This window comes from Ruegeria sp. CDSA033 (assembly GCF_059612305.1).
In genome coordinates this window covers 93,821-111,032 of sequence record NZ_JBXWQI010000004.1, presented here as the reverse complement: position 1 = coordinate 111,032, position 17,212 = coordinate 93,821, and the positions used below count along the sequence as shown (strand labels likewise).

Annotated in this window: 15 protein-coding genes; 10 read left to right on the top strand and 5 right to left on the bottom strand. The window is 57.4% G+C overall.

Annotated features, from left to right (window positions below):
* Positions 1 to 20: 20 nt before the first annotated feature.
* The 5 genes from AC2FLA_RS07425 to AC2FLA_RS07405 all read right to left on the bottom strand — a co-directional run bounded on the left by AC2FLA_RS07425 (position 21) and on the right by AC2FLA_RS07405 (position 5,048).
* Complete coding sequence (locus AC2FLA_RS07425; protein ID WP_496721471.1) at positions 21 to 722, bottom strand: ABC transporter ATP-binding protein; 702 nt, start codon at positions 720 to 722, stop codon at positions 21 to 23.
* Positions 722 to 1,486 carry an ABC transporter ATP-binding protein gene (locus AC2FLA_RS07420; protein WP_496721470.1) on the bottom strand — a complete coding sequence of 255 codons (765 nt, stop codon included), beginning with the start codon at positions 1,484 to 1,486 and terminating at the stop codon, positions 722 to 724. The genes AC2FLA_RS07425 and AC2FLA_RS07420 overlap by 1 nt, the downstream gene beginning before the upstream one ends.
* Positions 1,483 to 2,769, bottom strand: coding sequence for a branched-chain amino acid ABC transporter permease (locus AC2FLA_RS07415; RefSeq protein ID WP_496721469.1), 1,287 nt, complete (start codon positions 2,767 to 2,769; stop codon positions 1,483 to 1,485). The genes AC2FLA_RS07420 and AC2FLA_RS07415 overlap by 4 nt, the downstream gene beginning before the upstream one ends.
* Complete coding sequence (locus tag AC2FLA_RS07410; protein WP_109311132.1) at positions 2,766 to 3,722, bottom strand: branched-chain amino acid ABC transporter permease; 957 nt, start codon at positions 3,720 to 3,722, stop codon at positions 2,766 to 2,768. The genes AC2FLA_RS07415 and AC2FLA_RS07410 overlap by 4 nt, the downstream gene beginning before the upstream one ends.
* 81 nt (positions 3,723 to 3,803) lie before the next feature.
* Entirely contained in the window at positions 3,804 to 5,048 is a 1,245-nt protein-coding gene (locus AC2FLA_RS07405; protein WP_496721468.1) for a branched-chain amino acid ABC transporter substrate-binding protein, read from the bottom strand.
* A 379-nt stretch (positions 5,049 to 5,427) separates the two neighbouring features.
* On the opposite strand from AC2FLA_RS07405, the gene AC2FLA_RS07400 reads away from it, so the two are divergent.
* The 10 genes from AC2FLA_RS07400 to AC2FLA_RS07355 all read left to right on the top strand — a co-directional run bounded on the left by AC2FLA_RS07400 (position 5,428) and on the right by AC2FLA_RS07355 (position 17,188).
* Positions 5,428 to 6,261 (top strand): FAD binding domain-containing protein, encoded by an 834-nt coding sequence (locus AC2FLA_RS07400; protein WP_496721467.1) that lies wholly within the window; start codon positions 5,428 to 5,430, stop codon positions 6,259 to 6,261.
* Positions 6,254 to 9,004, top strand: coding sequence for a molybdopterin-dependent oxidoreductase (locus AC2FLA_RS07395; protein ID WP_496721466.1), 2,751 nt, complete (start codon positions 6,254 to 6,256; stop codon positions 9,002 to 9,004). Before AC2FLA_RS07400 ends, AC2FLA_RS07395 begins: the two co-directional genes overlap by 8 nt.
* Positions 8,994 to 10,487 carry a 6-hydroxynicotinate reductase gene (locus AC2FLA_RS07390; RefSeq protein ID WP_496721465.1) on the top strand — a complete coding sequence of 498 codons (1,494 nt, stop codon included), beginning with the start codon at positions 8,994 to 8,996 and terminating at the stop codon, positions 10,485 to 10,487. The genes AC2FLA_RS07395 and AC2FLA_RS07390 overlap by 11 nt, the downstream gene beginning before the upstream one ends.
* 6 nt (positions 10,488 to 10,493) lie before the next feature.
* Positions 10,494 to 11,357, top strand: a complete 864-nt coding sequence (locus AC2FLA_RS07385) for a UPF0280 family protein (protein ID WP_496721464.1) — start codon at positions 10,494 to 10,496, stop codon at positions 11,355 to 11,357.
* Positions 11,350 to 11,931 (top strand): amino acid synthesis family protein, encoded by a 582-nt coding sequence (locus AC2FLA_RS07380; RefSeq protein ID WP_496721463.1) that lies wholly within the window; start codon positions 11,350 to 11,352, stop codon positions 11,929 to 11,931. The genes AC2FLA_RS07385 and AC2FLA_RS07380 overlap by 8 nt, the downstream gene beginning before the upstream one ends.
* Positions 11,928 to 12,509: an amino acid synthesis family protein gene (locus AC2FLA_RS07375; protein WP_496721462.1), complete on the top strand. Its 582-nt coding sequence runs from the start codon at positions 11,928 to 11,930 to the stop codon at positions 12,507 to 12,509. Before AC2FLA_RS07380 ends, AC2FLA_RS07375 begins: the two co-directional genes overlap by 4 nt.
* An 88-nt stretch (positions 12,510 to 12,597) precedes the next feature.
* Complete coding sequence (locus AC2FLA_RS07370; RefSeq protein WP_496721461.1) at positions 12,598 to 13,812, top strand: ABC transporter substrate-binding protein; 1,215 nt, start codon at positions 12,598 to 12,600, stop codon at positions 13,810 to 13,812.
* A gap of 67 nt (positions 13,813 to 13,879) precedes the next feature.
* Complete coding sequence (locus tag AC2FLA_RS07365) at positions 13,880 to 15,724, top strand: ABC transporter permease (RefSeq protein WP_496721460.1); 1,845 nt, start codon at positions 13,880 to 13,882, stop codon at positions 15,722 to 15,724.
* A complete protein-coding gene (locus AC2FLA_RS07360) occupies positions 15,721 to 16,494 on the top strand; it encodes an ABC transporter ATP-binding protein (protein WP_496721459.1) in 774 nt (257 codons plus the stop codon). Before AC2FLA_RS07365 ends, AC2FLA_RS07360 begins: the two co-directional genes overlap by 4 nt.
* On the top strand, positions 16,487 to 17,188 hold the full coding sequence (locus AC2FLA_RS07355; protein WP_496706176.1) for an ABC transporter ATP-binding protein: 702 nt from the start codon (positions 16,487 to 16,489) through the stop codon (positions 17,186 to 17,188). Before AC2FLA_RS07360 ends, AC2FLA_RS07355 begins: the two co-directional genes overlap by 8 nt.
* Positions 17,189 to 17,212: the final 24 nt, after the last annotated feature.

Here is a 17,212-nt window from a genome sequence, read left to right as displayed (position 1 = left end):
GAAATGCCTGCAGCGATGCTTCAGACCTCCAGCCATTCCTTCCGGATTTCGTCATTTTCGCGCAATGCCTGCGGGGTGCCTTCGTAAACCATGTGCCCGTGACCCATGACGTAAACCCGGTTGGTCACACGCAAAGCGATGGTCAGCTTTTGCTCGACCAACAGGATCGAGACGCCACGCTCGGCAATTTGCAGCAGCATATCCCCCACCTGCTCAACAATCTTCGGTGCCAGGCCTTCGGTCGGCTCGTCGATCATGATGAAATCGGGGTTGCCCATCAAGGCGCGGCAGATCGTCAGCATTTGCTTTTCGCCGCCCGACATAACCGAGGCATCCACATCCGCCCGGTTGCGCAGGTTGGGAAACATCTCAAACATGTCCTCCATACACCAGCGGCCATCACCGTCCTTTTGGCCAGGTTTCAGCCCCAGTATCAGGTTTTGGCGCGTTGTGAGACCGGGAAAGATATCCCGGTTTTCGGGCACGTAGCCAATCCCGGCCTTGGCAATCTCAAAGCTCTTGCGGCCAGCGATCTCCTGGCCGCGGAACTTGATCGACCCATGTGGCGCGACCTCGCCCATGATCGCCTTGCAGGTGGTTGATCGCCCAACCCCGTTGCGCCCCAGCAGCGAGACGATTTCGCCCTCGCCCACTTCAAGGTTCACCCCCTGAAGAATGTGACTTTTGCCATAATATGCGTGCAAGTCGGTGACCTGAAGCATTACACCGCCTCCTCTTCCAAACTTGCGCCCAGATAGGCTTCTTTCACTTTCGCCGATGCGCGCACTACGTCCGGCGTATCGGATTCGATCACCTCGCCATAAACAAGGACCGAGATCTTGTCCGCCAAATCGAAAATCACGCCCATGTCGTGTTCAACAATCAATAGCGTCTTATCCTCGGTCACGTTACGGATCAGGTCGACGATCAGGTCGGTTTCCGAATGGCTCATCCCGGCGCAGGGTTCGTCCAGCAGAATTATGTCGGCCCCACCTGCAATCGTGATCCCGATCTCAAGCGCGCGCTGCTCGGCGTAAGCCAGCGTGCCCGCCAGTTCATTCCGGCGCGAGGTCAGATTGATCTGAGCCAGAATATCCTCGGCCTTTTCAGTTACGTCCTGCTGCCGACCAATCATGTGCCAAAACGAATAGCGATACCCCATTGTCCACAACAACCCGCAACGAATGTTTTCGAACACGGTCATGTTGGGAAATATGTTGGTGATCTGGAAAGATCGGCTGAGGCCACGGCGGTTGATCTCGAAGGGCTTCAATCCGGTGACATCTTCGCCGTGCAGAAACACCCCACCCGAGGTCGGCGCGAACCGCCCGGTGATCAGGTTGAACAGGGTCGATTTCCCGGCCCCGTTTGGCCCAATAACCGCGTGGCGTTCACCCCTGGCGATCTGCAGGTTCACACCCTGAATGATCTTGGCCAGACCAAAGCTTTTTTCGAGGTTTTTCAGCTCAATAGCAGGAGCGCTCATGCCCGATCCTCCGCATGGTTGGCATTGTCCCAGGCGTCACGGATTTCCGGCAAAACACGGGAAACAAGGAATAGTGAGATCGCGGCGATGATTACTGCGAACGCTACGGCCTGATAGCCACCACTGTCAAAGGCAATGCCATAGAGGTGCATCTCGTGATCGCCACCGTATCCGTGGCGCTTGTGGAAAAGGATTTCCAAAATGGCGGCCAGGGACAAGACACTCGTGATCGCGGGGATTGCCACCTTGAGATACGGCTTGATCAGCAAATTCAGTTTACCAAGGGCAAGTGGGCGTTGATGCATCGCGATCAACCCGGCAAATCCCGACGGGAAGAACATCACACAGGCCACGAACAATATGCCCAGATACAGCGCCCACAATTCGGTATGCAGGCCAAGAACCGTTTGAAGCAAGGTGAACACGACCGCCCCGATGATCGGCCCGACAAAGAAGCCGGCACCACCAATGAAGGTGATCAGCAGGATTGAGCCTGACGTTGCAAGGTTCAGGTTTTCCTCGGTCAGAATTTCAAAGTTGATCGCAAACAATGACCCGGCGACACCGGCAAAAAAGCCCGAGGCGCAGAAGGATATCCAGCGAACGTTGCGCTGGGAATACCCCAGAAACTCGGCCCGTTCTTCGTTGTCGCGTACTGCGTTGGCGATCCGCCCGATCGGCGTGCGCGAGAACAGATACATCAGCAGTGCTGCCACCAAAAGCCACACGACCGTAAGGTAATAGACCTCTTGTTGTGTAAGGAATTCATATCCGAACACTGGCGGACCCATGGTTCGGTCGCCCGAGATGCCTTCTTCGCCGCCAAAGAACACGACGATGATGACGGAACAGGCGGCGATCAGCTCTCCGACACCAAGCGAGATCATGGCGAATACAGTGCCTGCCCGACGGGTCGAAAAACTACCTATCAGGAAGGCGAAGACCATGCCGAACAAGCCTCCGACTATCGGCAGAAACGGCAATGGCAACCATAGCCCGTCCTCAACCATGTTCATCACGTGCATGGCGAAGAACCCGCCAAGACCCATATAGACCGCATGACCAAAGGACAGCATCCCGCCCTGCCCCAGCAACATGTTGTAGCTCAGCGCGAAGACGATGGTGATTGCCATCTGGTTCATGATCGTCAGCGCCGAACTGGACTGGAACACAAACGGCAGGCACAACAGGAACAAAGCGGCAAATGCCCAGGGCATCACGTTCGAAAGCGATATCAGCCGCGTAGTGCCCGCAGTTAAAGGCGTCTTACTAGCGATACTCATGATTCACGGTTCCCCATAAGACCTTGCGGGCGCAGAACAAGAACGATGATCATCAGCAGGTACGGCAGGATCGGGCCCAGCTGAGGCAATGTTAGTGTCCACAGGTCCTGCAGCGGATGATCCCAGATCATCTCTGGCTTGGTAAAGCCGATCGCGGTCAGCACCTGCTCGGCCGTTACGTCATAGGCGGTGGCAAAGGTCTGAAGCCAGCCGATAATCAGGGATGCAACCAAGGCGCCCCAAAGGGAACCCAGACCGCCGATCACAATGGTCACAAAAACGATTGAACCCAGCTGCAAGGCCATGCCGGGGAAAACACCCAGAACCGGACCAGCGATGACGCCGGCCAGCCCGGCCATCGCGGTTCCTACGCCAAACACGCACATAAAGACCAACGGTACGTTGTGACCCAGGTTCTGCACGGTTTCGGGATAGCTGAGCGCGGCCTGAATGGTCATGCCAATACGTGTCTTGGTCAAAATGTACAGCAGCGTGAGGAATATCCCCATCGCAACGGCGATCATGAAAACCTTGTAGGCAGGGAAAGCATTTCCAGCGATAGCGAAAGCTGCAAAATCCAGCGCGGCAGGTTCCGAGAAGGGAAGCTGACTTTTGCCCCAGAAGAATTGAATCGTTTCTTCAATCAGCAGCGCAAGACCAAAGGTAAAGATCAGTTCCGGCACATGCCCGTATTTGTGAACTCGTCTTAACCCGTATCGCTCGATCAGAGCTCCGATCAAACCGACAATCAATGGCGCGACAAGCAAGCCGACCCAGAACCCGGTGACGAGGCTGATCTGATAGGCGAAATAAGCACCCAGCATGTAAAAACTGGCATGAGCAAAGTTCAGAACGCCCATCATGGAAAAGATCAGTGTCAGACCGCTGCATAGCATGAACAGCAACAAACCAGTCACAAATCCATCCAACACGTTCACGAGGAACAGCGCCATTACGTGTCTCCCTGCATTTTATTGAGTGGTAGCCTGGCGGCCCGCCCGGATTTCGGACGGACCACCAGAGTGGTTAGAGGGTTATGGGCGCTTCATCTCGCACGTGGTGGACGAGTCATTGGACGCCAGTTCGACAACCGTTTCTGCGACCATACCACGGCCAGAATTGTCATAGTCGAACGCAGCCTCGGGTGTCTGCCCTTGCACCGTCACTGTCTGGATCGTCTGGTGATCGCTTTCGCGCATCAATGTCTTGCCTGTGACAATGCTGTCGTACTCCATGCCTTCCAGCGCGTAGGCGATCGCCTTGATATCCGTGGCATTGCCAACTTCGTTGATCGCGGCTGCAAGCATCGGTGCAACATTCGCCATCTGAGGCTGACCGAAGTCCAGATCCGGGAAGCTTACATAGAAAGCTTCGATGAACTCTTGCGCTTCGGGTGTCGGGGCGGGGTTTACCTGACCTGCGCCAACCAGCTTGACGATACCGTCGCCTTCTTCACCAAAGGCCGCGGTGATGCCCGAGGTCGCGCCATAGTAGGTGTAGATCGGCTTGTCGAAACCGGCACCCATGACCGCCTTGCCCAGACCGACCATATCGCCGCCCCAGTTACCGGTGATCACGGCATCTGCGCCCGAACCAACAATCTTGCGCGCGTAAGGCGTGAAGTCTTTGACTTTGCCGATCGGATGCAACTCGTTCCCGACAATCTCAATATCGGGGCGCTTTTCCTGAAGGAACCGCTGCGCTGCCGCAGCAACAGCCTTACCGAACGAATAGTCCTGACCGATCACATAGACTTTTTTGATATCCGGATTGGCCGCAATATCATCGGTCAGCGCGTCCATTTTGATGTCAGCATTTGCATCAAAGCGGAAATGCCAGAACTGGCACTTGTCATTGGTCAACGCCGGATCAACGGCCGAGTGGTTGAGGAAGATAACCGGATCATCAGGATTGCGACGATTGTGCTTGGCAACGGCTTCGGTCAGCGCGTTCGCCACACCGGATGATGCGCCCTGAGCGATTATGCGAATGCCCTGATCCATGGCAACCTGCAACTGGATGAGCGATTCCTTTGCGCTGATCTTATTGTCGAAAGGCACCATCTCGAATTCGGCATTCCCATCCAGCAGCGTGCCTGGTTCGTTCACCAGCTCTTTGACGCTGTGGCGATAGATCGCCAGGCCTTGTGTGCCCGTCGTCGCAAATGGCCCGGATAGCGGATCAATGAAAGCGATTCGTACTTTTTCCTGTGCTGCAGCGGCCCCTGCAACAAGACCAGCAGCAAGTGCGGTCGCCATCATCAAATTGAACTTGTTCATTTCTTCCTCCCTATTGACACCAGGCGGTAGGTTTCAGCCCGTTGTAAGATCCACACATGGGTGAGTGATCGATCACTATCTTCATGTCTGTTTGTTAGTGTGTCAACGAATTACTGACGAATTTTAGAACTTCTGGACGTTCGTGAAACAATTTGGGCAATGCGCTGTCATATCGCTCAATTTTATCGCGACTAAAGTGTGCGCTCCTCAATTCTCTTTGAAAATAAGGGGAAAGATCAATCGACTGAATATCCGTGACCCAATCCTCCGCCGGCGCTCATGATAAACAAGAACCAGCCCAAACAAATCGTTGACATTTTTTTTGTTCGCGTAATATCATTTGTGTACTAACGAGAAATTTCTCATCAGGATAGACACTTTGCGGTATCTCTCTCCCAACACGCTCGACGATGCATTTGATTTGCTGACCAGCAATGATCTGACGGTTGTCGCTGGCGGCACTGACTTTTTCCCATCCCGGCAGCGTCATGAGCTGCACACCGACATATTGGACGTCACCCGCATCAATGATCTTTCGGGCATCAATCTTGTGGATGGCCGTTGGAAAATCGGGGCCGCAACAAGCTGGACAGACATTGCCCGGGCCGATCTGCCCGTCGCATTTAGGGGTCTGCAAATGGCTGCGCGGGAAGTCGGTAGCCTGCAGATCCAAAACAGCGGCACGATTGCGGGGAATCTGTGCAATGCCTCGCCTGCCGCTGACGGCGTGCCGCCGCTGCTGACGCTGGAGGCTAACGTTGAGCTTGGCTCGACCCGTGGCTTTCGCGAGGTTCCGCTGTCAGAGTTCATCACTGGCGTGCGCAAAACGGCGCTGTCCGACGATGAGATTGTGACCGCGATCTACCTGCCCGATCCGCCCAAAGGGACTGTTGGACATTTCGAAAAACTCGGCGCGCGGCGATACCTTGTGATCTCGATCACGATGACTTCTGTCATCATCGGCCTGGATGAAAACCGCCAGATCAACTATGCGCGCGTCGCTGTGGGGGCCGCATCCGCCGTGGCACAAAGGCTGGAAAAGCTCGAAGCCGATTTGATCGGAAAATCCCCTGAAACGGTTGAAGTTTCATCAGAGCATTTAGCACCGCTCAGCCCCATTGATGACGTCCGTGGGGACGCCGCCTTCCGACTGGACGCGGTGGCAGAGCAATGTGTCCGGGCAATCGCAGAGACGGGACAACACCATGGATAAACGCGCTGATGAATTCACGACCGAATTCACTCTGAATGGCCACCCCGTCAGTGCGGTTCCGCGCGCGGGTGAACGCCTGTCGGAAATGCTGCGCGAGCGGTTGGCAGCACGCGACGTCAAGATCGGATGCAATGCCGGCGACTGCGGTGCTTGCACCGTTCTGGTCGATGGTGATCCGGTTTGCGCCTGTCTGGTTCCGGCGCAACAGGCTGCTGGGCGGTCCGTGGAAACGGTATCCGGGCTGACGCAAGATGACCAGATTGCCAAACGTCTGGCAAACAGCTTTCAGAACCACGGTGCGGCGCAGTGCGGAATTTGCACACCCGGCATGATGACCGCCGCCGTCGCTTTGCTGCGCGAGACACCTGAGCCAAACAATGAGCAGGTCCAGGATGCCCTAGGCGGCGTTTTGTGCCGCTGCACCGGGTATCGCAAGATTATCGACGCGGTTGTTGCCGCTGGTGCGCCTGCTTTGCCCGAAGCAACACTGGGACACGCGGGCGACGCCATCTGGCGCGTGGATGGACACAACAAGGTCACAGGCGCAGAGCTGTTTGGCGATGATGTTGCCCCGGCAGGTACGTTGGAAATCCATGTCATCCGCTCCCCTTACCACCGTGCCGGATTTACACTTGGCGATATTGACGCCTGGGCCAATAAGACCCCTGGGATCGAAGCAGTCCTGACCGCGGCCGACATTTCCGGGCGCAACAACTTTGGCGTTATCCCCGACTTTGCAGACCAACCTGTCTTCGCGGAAACCGAGGCTCGGTTCCGTGGCGAGGCTGTCGCCGCCATCATTGGCCTGCCCGAGGTTCTGGCAACATTCGACCCCGCAGATTTTCCGGTAACGTGGGAAGAACGACCCGCAGCGCTGGACTCCCTTGACGCCATGACGCCCCTAGCCGCGCAGTTGCACCCAGATCGCGACGGAAACGTTATGTGTGCCGGTTTCGTGAAATGCGGAACACCAGAAACCGCGTTGGACAACGCAGATGTTGTGGTCGAAGGCCATTTCCGCTCGGGTTTTGTCGAACATGGGTATATCGAGCCTGAGGCTGGGTTCGCCGAGATCGTGAACGGGCGGGTCGAAATCCATGCCTGCACGCAAGCTCCGGTGATGGACCTGGACGCGTTGGAGATCATTCTGGGTATGCCGCGCGATCAGATCCGTATTGCCCCGACCGGGGTTGGCGGCGGGTTCGGCTCAAAACTCGATATTTCGGTTCAGCCTTACCTGGCTCTTGCCGCGCTCAAAACCGGCAAGCCGGTGCGGCTGACCTATTCCCGAACCGAGTCGATGCAGTCCACCACCAAACGCCACCCTTCCGACCTGCGGGTCAAGATCGGGGCAACCAAAGACGGTCGTATCAGTGGGATGACTTTTGACGGGCTGTTCAACACAGGCGCCTATGCCAGCTGGGGTCCGACCGTAGCCAACCGGGTGCCAGTTCATGCCTCAGGCCCCTACGAAATAACAGACTACCGCGCCGAAGCCAAAGGCATCCATACGCATTGCCCGCCATCGGGCGCATTCCGCGGCTTTGGGGTTCCGCAATCGGCCATCGCGCAGGAATGCCTCTTCGACGAGTTGGCGGACAAGCTGGGCATCGACGCGCTTGATTTCCGCATCAACAATGCGCTGGAAAACGGTGTACCCACCGTTTGCGGACAGATCTTCGATCAGGGCGTCGGCATTCGCGCCTGCCTCGAAGCGCTGCGTCCCGCGTGGGCTGGAGAAAATAAAGCAGTTCAGGCACACAACGCACAAAACAATACCTTGAAGCGCGGCGTTGGGCTGGCGGCAGGCTGGTACGGGTGCGGCAACACCTCGCTGCCAAACCCGTCGACGATCAAATCGGGCATCCGGCCGGATGGCAGTTTGGTCCTACACCAAGGGGCGATGGATATCGGCCAAGGGGCAAACACCGTGATCACGCAGATCTTCGCCACGGCGCTTGGTGTCCCGGTTGCGCAGATCGAAATCATTGGGGCCGATACAGATGTCACGCCGGATGCGGGCAAAACCTCGGCCTCACGTCAGACGTATGTCTCTGGCAGCGCTTCGCGTCTGTCGGGTGAAGCGATGCGGGCGCAGATTCTGTCCCGTGTGAACGCCGGGCCTGACGCCGTGATCACCCTAAGCGCAGGAACGATTGTGGTGGACGACAACGGGCAACATCACTCTATCGACCTGACCGTGCTGGAGCCTGACGCCGAAGGTTACGTGCTTCGCGCCGAAGAAACCTATGACCCGCCCACAAAACCTTTGGACGAAAACGGTCAGGGGATACCTTATGCTCAGTTTGGTTATGCTGCGCATCTGGCGGTTGTCGAGGTGGACACAAAGCTTGGCACGGTGAAACCGATCAAATTTGTGGCCGCCCATGACGTCGGCAAAGCGATTAACCCGATGCTGGTCGAGGGTCAGGTGCAGGGCGGTATTGCCCAGGGTCTGGGCATGGCGCTGATGGAAGAGTACCTGCCCGGCCGCACCGAGAACCTGCATGACTATCTGGTCCCGACCATTGGTGACATTCCTCCGATTGAAACCCTGATCATCGAGGAAGAGGATGCCCACGGCCCCTATGGCGCCAAAGGGCTGGGAGAGCACGTGCTGATCCCGACGGCCCCGGCCCTATTCAACGCAATCAAGCGCGCCTGCGGCGTTCGACTGACCCAAGGTCCCGCAACGCCAGCAAAAATGCGCGCAGCAATCAAGGAATTGACAGATGGCAACTGAGCGCACAACACCGGAAAAAATCCGCTGCGACGCCTGTCCGGTGATGTGCTATATCGCAGATGGCAAAATCGGGGCCTGCGACCGCTACGCCAACCATGGTGGCGATCTGGTTCGTCTGGATGCGCTGACCATCATCGAAAGCACAGAAGACACACGTCTGGTCCCCTTTTTAAAGGATGGTAAAGACCCCGAAGATTGGGACGGCGACATCGTGCAGGGCAAACGGCCCTTTGTGACGGCCGTCGGCGCAGGCACGACCTATCCCGACTACAAACCAGCGCCCTTCATCGTAAGCCAGGACGTGGCGGGCGTGGACATGGTAACTGTCGTGACCGAGGGAATTTTCTCATATTGCGGAGTAAAGGTGAAGATCGACACCGACCGTCATATAGGCCACGAACGCGATGTCGTCCGCGTAAATGGTGAGCCAGTCGGGCACGTCATGACCTCGGAATACGGATCCAAGATGTTGTCGCTGGGCGGTGTGGAACACCTGACCGGCGGCACCAAAAAAGAGGGCCGGATCACCTGCGATGCCCTGCTTCGGCTGTGCAATCGCGAGGCCGTCGAGATGGTAATCGGTGATGAAGGGCATGAAACCACGGTGGTTGTTCAGGCCGGCAAAGCACCCATCATCAACGGGGTTGAGGAAAAGCTGATGCGGGTGGGCTGCGGCTCGGCCACAATCGGGATGTTCGCCAAGCAATGGATTGAACACGTGGATGACGTGGTGGTGGTTGACGACCACATCACGGGCGTTCTGTCAGAGCATCAGGCAGGCAAACTGCTGGATGTCGAACCCACGGGCATCAAGATCAATGGCCGCCGTTCGACTCCGGGTCGGTATTTTCAGGTCGCAGAACCTGGCACCGGCTGGGGCGGTACGGATATCGAGGATCCGCTGAAAATTCTGGGCGATTTCAATCCGAAATTCGCGCGTGAAGGTATGAGCCTGTTGATGGTATCTACCACGGGTGAGCAATATGGCTATTTTGAACTGGATGCCGAGCTGAAACCTCAGCCCGTCGAGATTCCCCCGGCGCTGAAGGCGTCTGCCGAGCTGATTGCCGAAAACTGCGAACCTTCGGTTTGCTCGGTCCTGTTCATGGGCGGCGCAGGCGGAAGCCTGCGGGCGGGGGTCACGGAAAACCCGGTTCGCCTCACGAAATCGGTCAAGGACTCGCTGACCTTTGTATCCTGCGGCGGGGCCGAGGCTTATGTTTGGCCTGGTGGCGGCATCACCGTGATGGTGGACATTCTGGACATGCCCACGGGATCGTTCGGATACGTTCCGACCCCGGCGCTGGTCGCCCCCATCGAGTTCACGATGCGTGTCAGCGACTATGGCACGCTGGGCGGGCACATGGATGAGATCAAGCCGGTTTCCGAGGTTGTCTCGGACGAAACCCGCAAGGTGGATCAGTTCGAAAACCAACCCGACCCGATGTCTTCGAAAAATTATCGCTGGGCGAAAGGAGCATAAGGCCGGATGCACCCCACCTCTGCCATATTGCCCTGCGGCCGCAGATTGCATCTGCAACACGGACCGATCGACCTGATCGTCGAGGCAGATGGCGCGCAAGATATCGCATTCGAAGCTGCCCAGTTACGGTTCCAATCCTTGCTGCAGGGCTTGGTGGATGAACTGGGGTTGCTGAAAATGCCCATGACCGCTGAATGCGCCCGCCCTCAAGGACGGGTAGCGCGCCGCATGGATGAGGCTGCGCGCCCTCATTCCAACGTGTTTGTTACACGCATGGCCGCCGTTGCCGGAGCTGTCGCGGACGAAGTACTGGCGGCCATGCTTCACGCCACACCTCTGGATCGCGCGTTGGTCAACAATGGCGGAGATATTGCTGTTTATCTGGGCTCGGGTCAGGACTATCGCATCGCAATGAGCGGGCTTAACGGATGCGATCTGGGCCGCATTGCTATCCGTGCAAGCGACAAGATTGGCGGCATTGCCACGTCGGGTCGCGGCGGGCGCAGCTTGAGCATTGGCATCGCCGACAGCGTTACAGTGTTGGCCAGCAACGCAGCAATGGCCGATGTGGCAGCGACGCTGATCGCCAATGCGGTTGATCTGCCCGGGCATCCGGCCATCCGGCGCCTTCCGGCCAATCAACTGCGCGATGACAGCGATTTGGGCGACCTGCCCGTTCCGGTTTCTGTCGGCCAACTCTCAGCCCAAGATATTCAAGATGCCCTGTCACACGGCCTGAATACTGCCGAGACCTTGCTTGGACGCGGTTTGATCTCTGCCGCCCATCTGTCTCTTGGCTCCTACTCCTGCCAGACGGGCGCGTCTCGACTGGTGATCTCAACCACTCAAAAGGTTCCACAATATGCCTGACGTTCAACTGCGAAAAAAGCTGTTTTCGCTTGAAGAAATCTATCACGAAGGCGGACCGCTGTCCGACACCCCGCTGATGCGGGTGGCTGCGATGGCTGTGATCGCCAACCCGTTTGCAGGCCGCTACGAACCCGAAATTCAGGGCTTTATGGAAGACCTCAAACCTTTGGGTTTGGAAATGGCGCAAACCCTGATCGACATGCTGGGCGGTCCGGAAAACGTGCAAGGTTACGGCAAAGGATCTTTGGTTGGCGAAGGCGGCGAACTGGAACACGGCGCGTTGTGGCACGCGCCGGGTGGCTATGCCATGCGCCAGCTGTTGGGCACCGCCAATGCAATCGTGCCATCGTCCAAAAAAGTTGGCGGCGTTGGCGCACGACTGGACGTGCCGATTACGCATATCAACGCCTCATATGTGCGCAGCCATTTCGACAGCATGGAAGTGGGTTGCAATGACGCCCCCCGCGCGGGCGAGCTGGCCTTTTCGCTGGTCATGACAACCGGGCCGCGGGTGCATTCGCGCTCGGGCGGGCTTGAGGCCTGGGACATCAAAGGAGAGGACGGCCTAAGATGACAAAGATCCGCAAAATCGCAGTCAACGTTGAAGAAACCCATTTCGAAGCAGGGCGCCCGATCTCGCCCGCCACGCGCAAGGCGGTGGCCGTGGCCGTGATCGAAAACCCCTTTGCCGGGCAATATGTCGAGGATCTGACACCTCTGATGGAATCCGGGGCTGAGTTGGGCGCTTTGCTGGGCCGCCGTTGCGTCGAGGCCCTTAACATCACGCCGGAACAGGCTGAAAGCTATGGTAAATCGGCGATGGTGGGTGAGAATGGCGAGCTGGAACATGCCGCCGCCATCCTGCACCCCAAGCTGGGCGCGCCCCTGCGCAAAGAGGTCGAAAAGGGTGCTGCCTTGGTGCCCTCGTCAAAGAAGATGGGCAGCCCTGGGCAGGTTCTGGACGTACCGCTTGGTCACAAGGACGCGGCCTATGTGCGCAGCCATTTTGACGGCATCGAAGTGCAGTTGAACGACGCACCCCGCGCGAACGAGATCATGGTGGCAGTTGCGGTCACCGACAGCGGACGACCGCTGCCGCGTGTAGGCGGACTGACGAACGAAGAGGCAGAAGGCAAAGACGGGCTGCGCTGAATGTAGCAGCTGCGCTCTTTAGGGCTGACAACACATTAAGAAGCCGGGATAACTGGCCGTGAACAATGATCATTGGGAGGAATTTGAAATGAATCTGATCAGACGCACGGTACTGGGCGCGCTTGCGGCGCTGCCCTTCACCGGTTTGACGGCTGGGGTCAGCCTGGCCCAGGACACCATCGTTTTGGGTGAGGTGAACAGCTATACCCGTCTGCCCGCCTTTACAGAGCCCTACAAGAAAGGCTGGCAACTGGCGGTCGAACAGATCAACGCCGCAGGCGGGATCGACGGCAAGCAACTGGAAGTGATCAGCCGGGATGATACCGGTGATCCAGCCACCGCAATCCGGATCGCCGAGGAGCTGGTCTCAAAAGACGGTGCAGTTCTGATCTTTGGCACCTTCCTGTCCAATATCGGTCTGGCCGTTTCCGATTTTGCCAAGCAGAAAGAAGTCCTGTTCATCGCGTCCGAGCCCCTGTCCGACGCGATTGTCTGGTCCAAAGGCAACAAATACACCTATCGTCTGCGCCCCTCGACCCACATGCAGGCCGCGATGCTGGCCGAACAGGCCGCCAAGCTCGACGCCGTGAAATGGGCGACTGTCGCGCCGAACTACGCCTATGGGCAGGATGCGGTGAAGGCCTTCAAATCCGAACTGACCAAATTGCGCCCCGATGTAGAATTTGTCGAAGAACAATGGCCACCGCTGTTCAAGATCGACGCGGGTTCCACCGTACGCGCACTTGAGGCCTCGAAACCGGATGCGATTTACAACGTGACCTTCGGCGGCGATCTGGCCAAATTTGTTCGCGAAGGTTCGCTGCGGTTCCTGTTCGAGGATCGTGACGTGGCATCATTGCTGACCGGAGAACCGGAATATCTCGACCCGCTGGGGGCTGAGGCTCCTGAGGGTTGGATCGTCACCGGATACCCCTCGACCGACATCACAACGGATGAGCATCAAGCGTTTGCTGAAGCCTATATCAAAAAGTTCGGCGAAGCGCCCAAAACCGGTTCAATCGTAGGATATAACTCGATCCTCGCCATCGCCGCAGCGTTGGAAAAGGCCGATTCCACGGACACTGACGCCCTGTTGGCCGCGATGGAGGGGCTGACCGTCGACAGCAGCCCAACCGGCCCCTTCACCTTCCGCGCGGCTGACCATCAGTCCACAATGGGCGCCTATGTCGGCAAAACGGGAACGGTCGACGGCAAACCGTCTATGGTCGATTGGTCCTATGCCGACGGGGCTGATTACTTGCCCAGCGAAGACGACGCAGCAGCCTTGCGTCCGGCGGAATAAGCCAACTTTGGCGGGGCAATAGCTGCCCCGCCCCACAAAAAGAACACGAACAAGGGACGGTGGCCCGATGGGGTTCTATTTTGCACAGCTACTGACTGGATTGGCGAACGCTTCCTCGCTTTTCCTGATCGCATCCGGGCTTTCGATCATCTTCGGCGTCACGCGGATCGTGAACTTTGCGCATGGCTCGTTCTACATGGTCGGCGCTTATCTCGCTTACACATTGGTCACACTCTGGAGCGGCAGCATCCTTGGCTTTTGGGTCAGTGTCATTTTGGCGGCAATGATCGTCGGGGTGATCGGCCTGATCATCGAACTCACTATCCTGCGCCGCATTTACCACGCACCCGAGTTGTTCCAACTGGTCGCAACGTTTGGGGTCGTATTGATCTTTCAGGATGGCACGCTGGCTATCTGGGGCGCAGAGGACCTGCTGGGCCCGCGCGCGCCGGGATTGGATAGTGCCGTTCGCATTATGGGAGAACCAATTCCCGAATATGACCTCGCCTTGATTGCTATCGGGCCGGTCGTATTGGTGGCCATCTGGCTGCTGTTCCACAAAACCCGCTGGGGTGTTTTGGTGCGTGCCGCGACCCAAGACCGCGAGATGGTCGGGGCGCTTGGCGTCAATCAGGCCTGGTTGTTTTCAGCCGCTTTCGTATTGGGCTCGTTCCTTGCGGGTCTGGGCGGCGCACTGCAAATCCCGCGTGAAGCGGTATCGCTGCAAATGGACTTGTCGATCATCGGCGAAGCTTTTGTGGTCGTAGTGATCGGCGGAATGGGCAGCGTATCCGGTGCATTTGTAGCTGCGGTGCTAATCTCAGTCCTGAACGCCTTTGCGATCCTGATCTTCCCGCAAATCTCAATCGTTTTGCCCTTCGTCATTATGGCGATTGTCCTGATCTTCCGGCCCCATGGCTTGTTCGGCAAACCCGGCAGCGAAAAGGGCGCGCCGGAAGAACCGGACCAACCACTGGCGCTGATGGATCAGAAATCAGCAATGGTGCTGATGGCTGCGCTACTGGTTCTGGCCCTTAGCCCCTTGTTCACTGCTGATTTCACTTCGGTCCTGATGGTCGATGTGATGGTCGCGACGTTATTTGCCGTATCGCTGCATTTTATGATGGGCGTTGGCGGCATGGTCAGTTTCGGACATGCCGCCTATTTCGGCGTCGGTGCCTATGGCGCTGCGATGGCCGTCAAATTCCTTGGGCTCGGCATGATCTCGGCTATGCTTTTCGGCCCGGTTTGCGCGGCCATAGCAGCGCTGTTCTTCGGCTGGTTCTGTGTCCGGCTGTCGGGCGTTTACCTTGCCATGTTGACCTTGGCCGCAGCCCAGATCCTATGGGGTGTCACGTTCCAATGGCAGGAATTCACCGGCGGGGATGATGGCATCCTTGGCGTATGGCCTGCCAAATGGGCCAGCTCCGACAAGGTTTATTTCTACATCGCCTTCGTCCTTTGTATCGGCGGCATATGGGCTTTGCGTCGTGTGGCCTTCTCTCCATTCGGCTATATCCTGCGCGGCGTACGCGACAGCCAGACCCGGGCTGAATCGATCGGCATCGATACCCGGTTTCATCAATGGATGGGCTTTGTACTGGCGGGTGGCTTTGCCGGTTTGGCCGGGGTCGTCTTTGCATTCTCGAAGGGCAGCGTCTTTCCTGACAGCCTCGGCATTGCGCTGAGTATCGACGGTCTGATCATGGTTCTTCTGGGGGGCATTCACGCGCTGGCGGGTCCGATCTTGGGGGCCGGTGCCTTTGTCCTGATCGAGGATTGGGTCACGCGGTTGGACTATTGGCGCTTCATCTTCGGAGCCATCATTCTAATCGTTGTCCTAGTGGCACCGGACGGAATTGCGGGCGGTATTCAACGCCTGTTGCGCGGCCTGAAAGGAGGTCGGGCATGACCAACGTTCTCGAAGTCCGCAACCTGTCCAAATCCTTTGGCGGCGTGCAGGCCGTGAAGGATGTGAATTTCGACCTGAAGGAAGGGGAATTCCTTGCCCTGATCGGCCCCAACGGCGCAGGCAAAACCACATGTTTCAACATGTTGAACGGCTATCTTAAACCGAATACAGGCTCGGTATCCTTGCGCGGTCAGGCCCTGATCGGCCACCCACCGCGCAAGATCTGGCGCATGGGCGTCGGTCGAACGTTCCAGATCACGGCAACCTTCCTTTCGATGACCGTTGTGGAAAACGTCCAGATGGCGCTGATCTCACATCACCGCCGGGTGTTCGACCTGTTTTCACGCGCAACGCGGATGTATGTGGATGAGGCAATGGCATTGCTGGAACTGGTCTCGATGCAGGATCAGGCCGGGCGGGCATGTTCAGAACTGGCTTATGGCGATCTGAAACGGCTGGAACTGGCGATTGCCCTGGCTCATGAGCCCGCCCTTCTGCTGATGGACGAACCGACGGCGGGTATGGCACCGTCCGAACGGCTAGCCCTGATGGCGTTGACTGCGGAAATCGTGGCTAAAGGCGGCGTGAGTGTGGTGTTCACCGAACATGACATGGACGTCGTTTTTGCCCACGCCCATCGTATTCTGGTCCTGAACCGGGGTGAGTTGATCGCCGAAGGCACAGGGTCTGAAATCCGCACCAACCCATTGGTCCAAGAGGTATATCTGGGCGGTGGCTCAGTCTTTGAAGCGGAGAGCGCCCATGCTTGATGTCAAAAACCTTGGGGCCTGGTACGGCCGTGCGCAAATCCTCAACGGTGTTTCGCTGAGCGTCGGCGAAAACGAGGTGGTTGCGCTGATGGGCCGGAACGGCGCGGGCAAATCGACCACCATGAAGTCCATCATGGGATTGGTGCGTCACATCAATGGCACCATCCGCTATGCCGAACGCGAGGTTCAGGGGAATACCCCTCATGCGATCTGTCGCCTTGGCATGGGTTATGTCCCCGAAGACCGTCGGATTTTCGGGGATCTGACCATCGAAGAAAACCTCGAAGTCGGACGCCGCGAACCACGTCCAGATGCACCCGAATGGACACAGGAACACTTGTTCGAGCTGTTCCCGAATCTGGCTGAGCGTCGCAAGAACCTGGGCAAGCAACTTTCGGGTGGAGAACAACAGATGTTGACCATCGCCCGTACGTTGATGGGCAATCCCAAGCTGGTCTTGTTGGATGAGCCATCAGAAGGGATTGCCCCCGTCATTGTGGAACAAATGGCCCGCGTGATTGCGGAACTGAAACGAGAGGGGCTGTCGGTGCTGATCAGCGAACAGAACCTACACTTTGCGCGGATCGTGTCGGACAGGGCTTATATCATCGAAAAAGGCGAAATGCGGTTTGAAGGCAGCTTTGCTGACCTCGACGAAAACCCAGAAATTTCAAACACCTATCTTGCCGTCTAATACCTTAGTCTTGTGGGAAGGACT

Coding starts and splice junctions, on each gene's coding strand:
- AC2FLA_RS07355 (WP_496706176.1), top strand. CDS start 16,487: ATGCTTGATGTCAAAAACCTTGGGGCCTGGTACGGCCGTGCGCAAATC.
- AC2FLA_RS07415 (WP_496721469.1), bottom strand. CDS start 2,769: ATGAGTATCGCTAGTAAGACGCCTTTAACTGCGGGCACTACGCGGCTG.
- AC2FLA_RS07405 (WP_496721468.1), bottom strand. CDS start 5,048: ATGAACAAGTTCAATTTGATGATGGCGACCGCACTTGCTGCTGGTCTT.
- AC2FLA_RS07395 (WP_496721466.1), top strand. CDS start 6,254: ATGGATAAACGCGCTGATGAATTCACGACCGAATTCACTCTGAATGGC.
- AC2FLA_RS07380 (WP_496721463.1), top strand. CDS start 11,350: ATGCCTGACGTTCAACTGCGAAAAAAGCTGTTTTCGCTTGAAGAAATC.
- AC2FLA_RS07360 (WP_496721459.1), top strand. CDS start 15,721: ATGACCAACGTTCTCGAAGTCCGCAACCTGTCCAAATCCTTTGGCGGC.
- AC2FLA_RS07385 (WP_496721464.1), top strand. CDS start 10,494: ATGCACCCCACCTCTGCCATATTGCCCTGCGGCCGCAGATTGCATCTG.
- AC2FLA_RS07425 (WP_496721471.1), bottom strand. CDS start 722: ATGCTTCAGGTCACCGACTTGCACGCATATTATGGCAAAAGTCACATT.
- AC2FLA_RS07370 (WP_496721461.1), top strand. CDS start 12,598: ATGAATCTGATCAGACGCACGGTACTGGGCGCGCTTGCGGCGCTGCCC.
- AC2FLA_RS07365 (WP_496721460.1), top strand. CDS start 13,880: ATGGGGTTCTATTTTGCACAGCTACTGACTGGATTGGCGAACGCTTCC.
- AC2FLA_RS07410 (WP_109311132.1), bottom strand. CDS start 3,722: ATGGCGCTGTTCCTCGTGAACGTGTTGGATGGATTTGTGACTGGTTTG.
- AC2FLA_RS07375 (WP_496721462.1), top strand. CDS start 11,928: ATGACAAAGATCCGCAAAATCGCAGTCAACGTTGAAGAAACCCATTTC.
- AC2FLA_RS07390 (WP_496721465.1), top strand. CDS start 8,994: ATGGCAACTGAGCGCACAACACCGGAAAAAATCCGCTGCGACGCCTGT.
- AC2FLA_RS07420 (WP_496721470.1), bottom strand. CDS start 1,486: ATGAGCGCTCCTGCTATTGAGCTGAAAAACCTCGAAAAAAGCTTTGGT.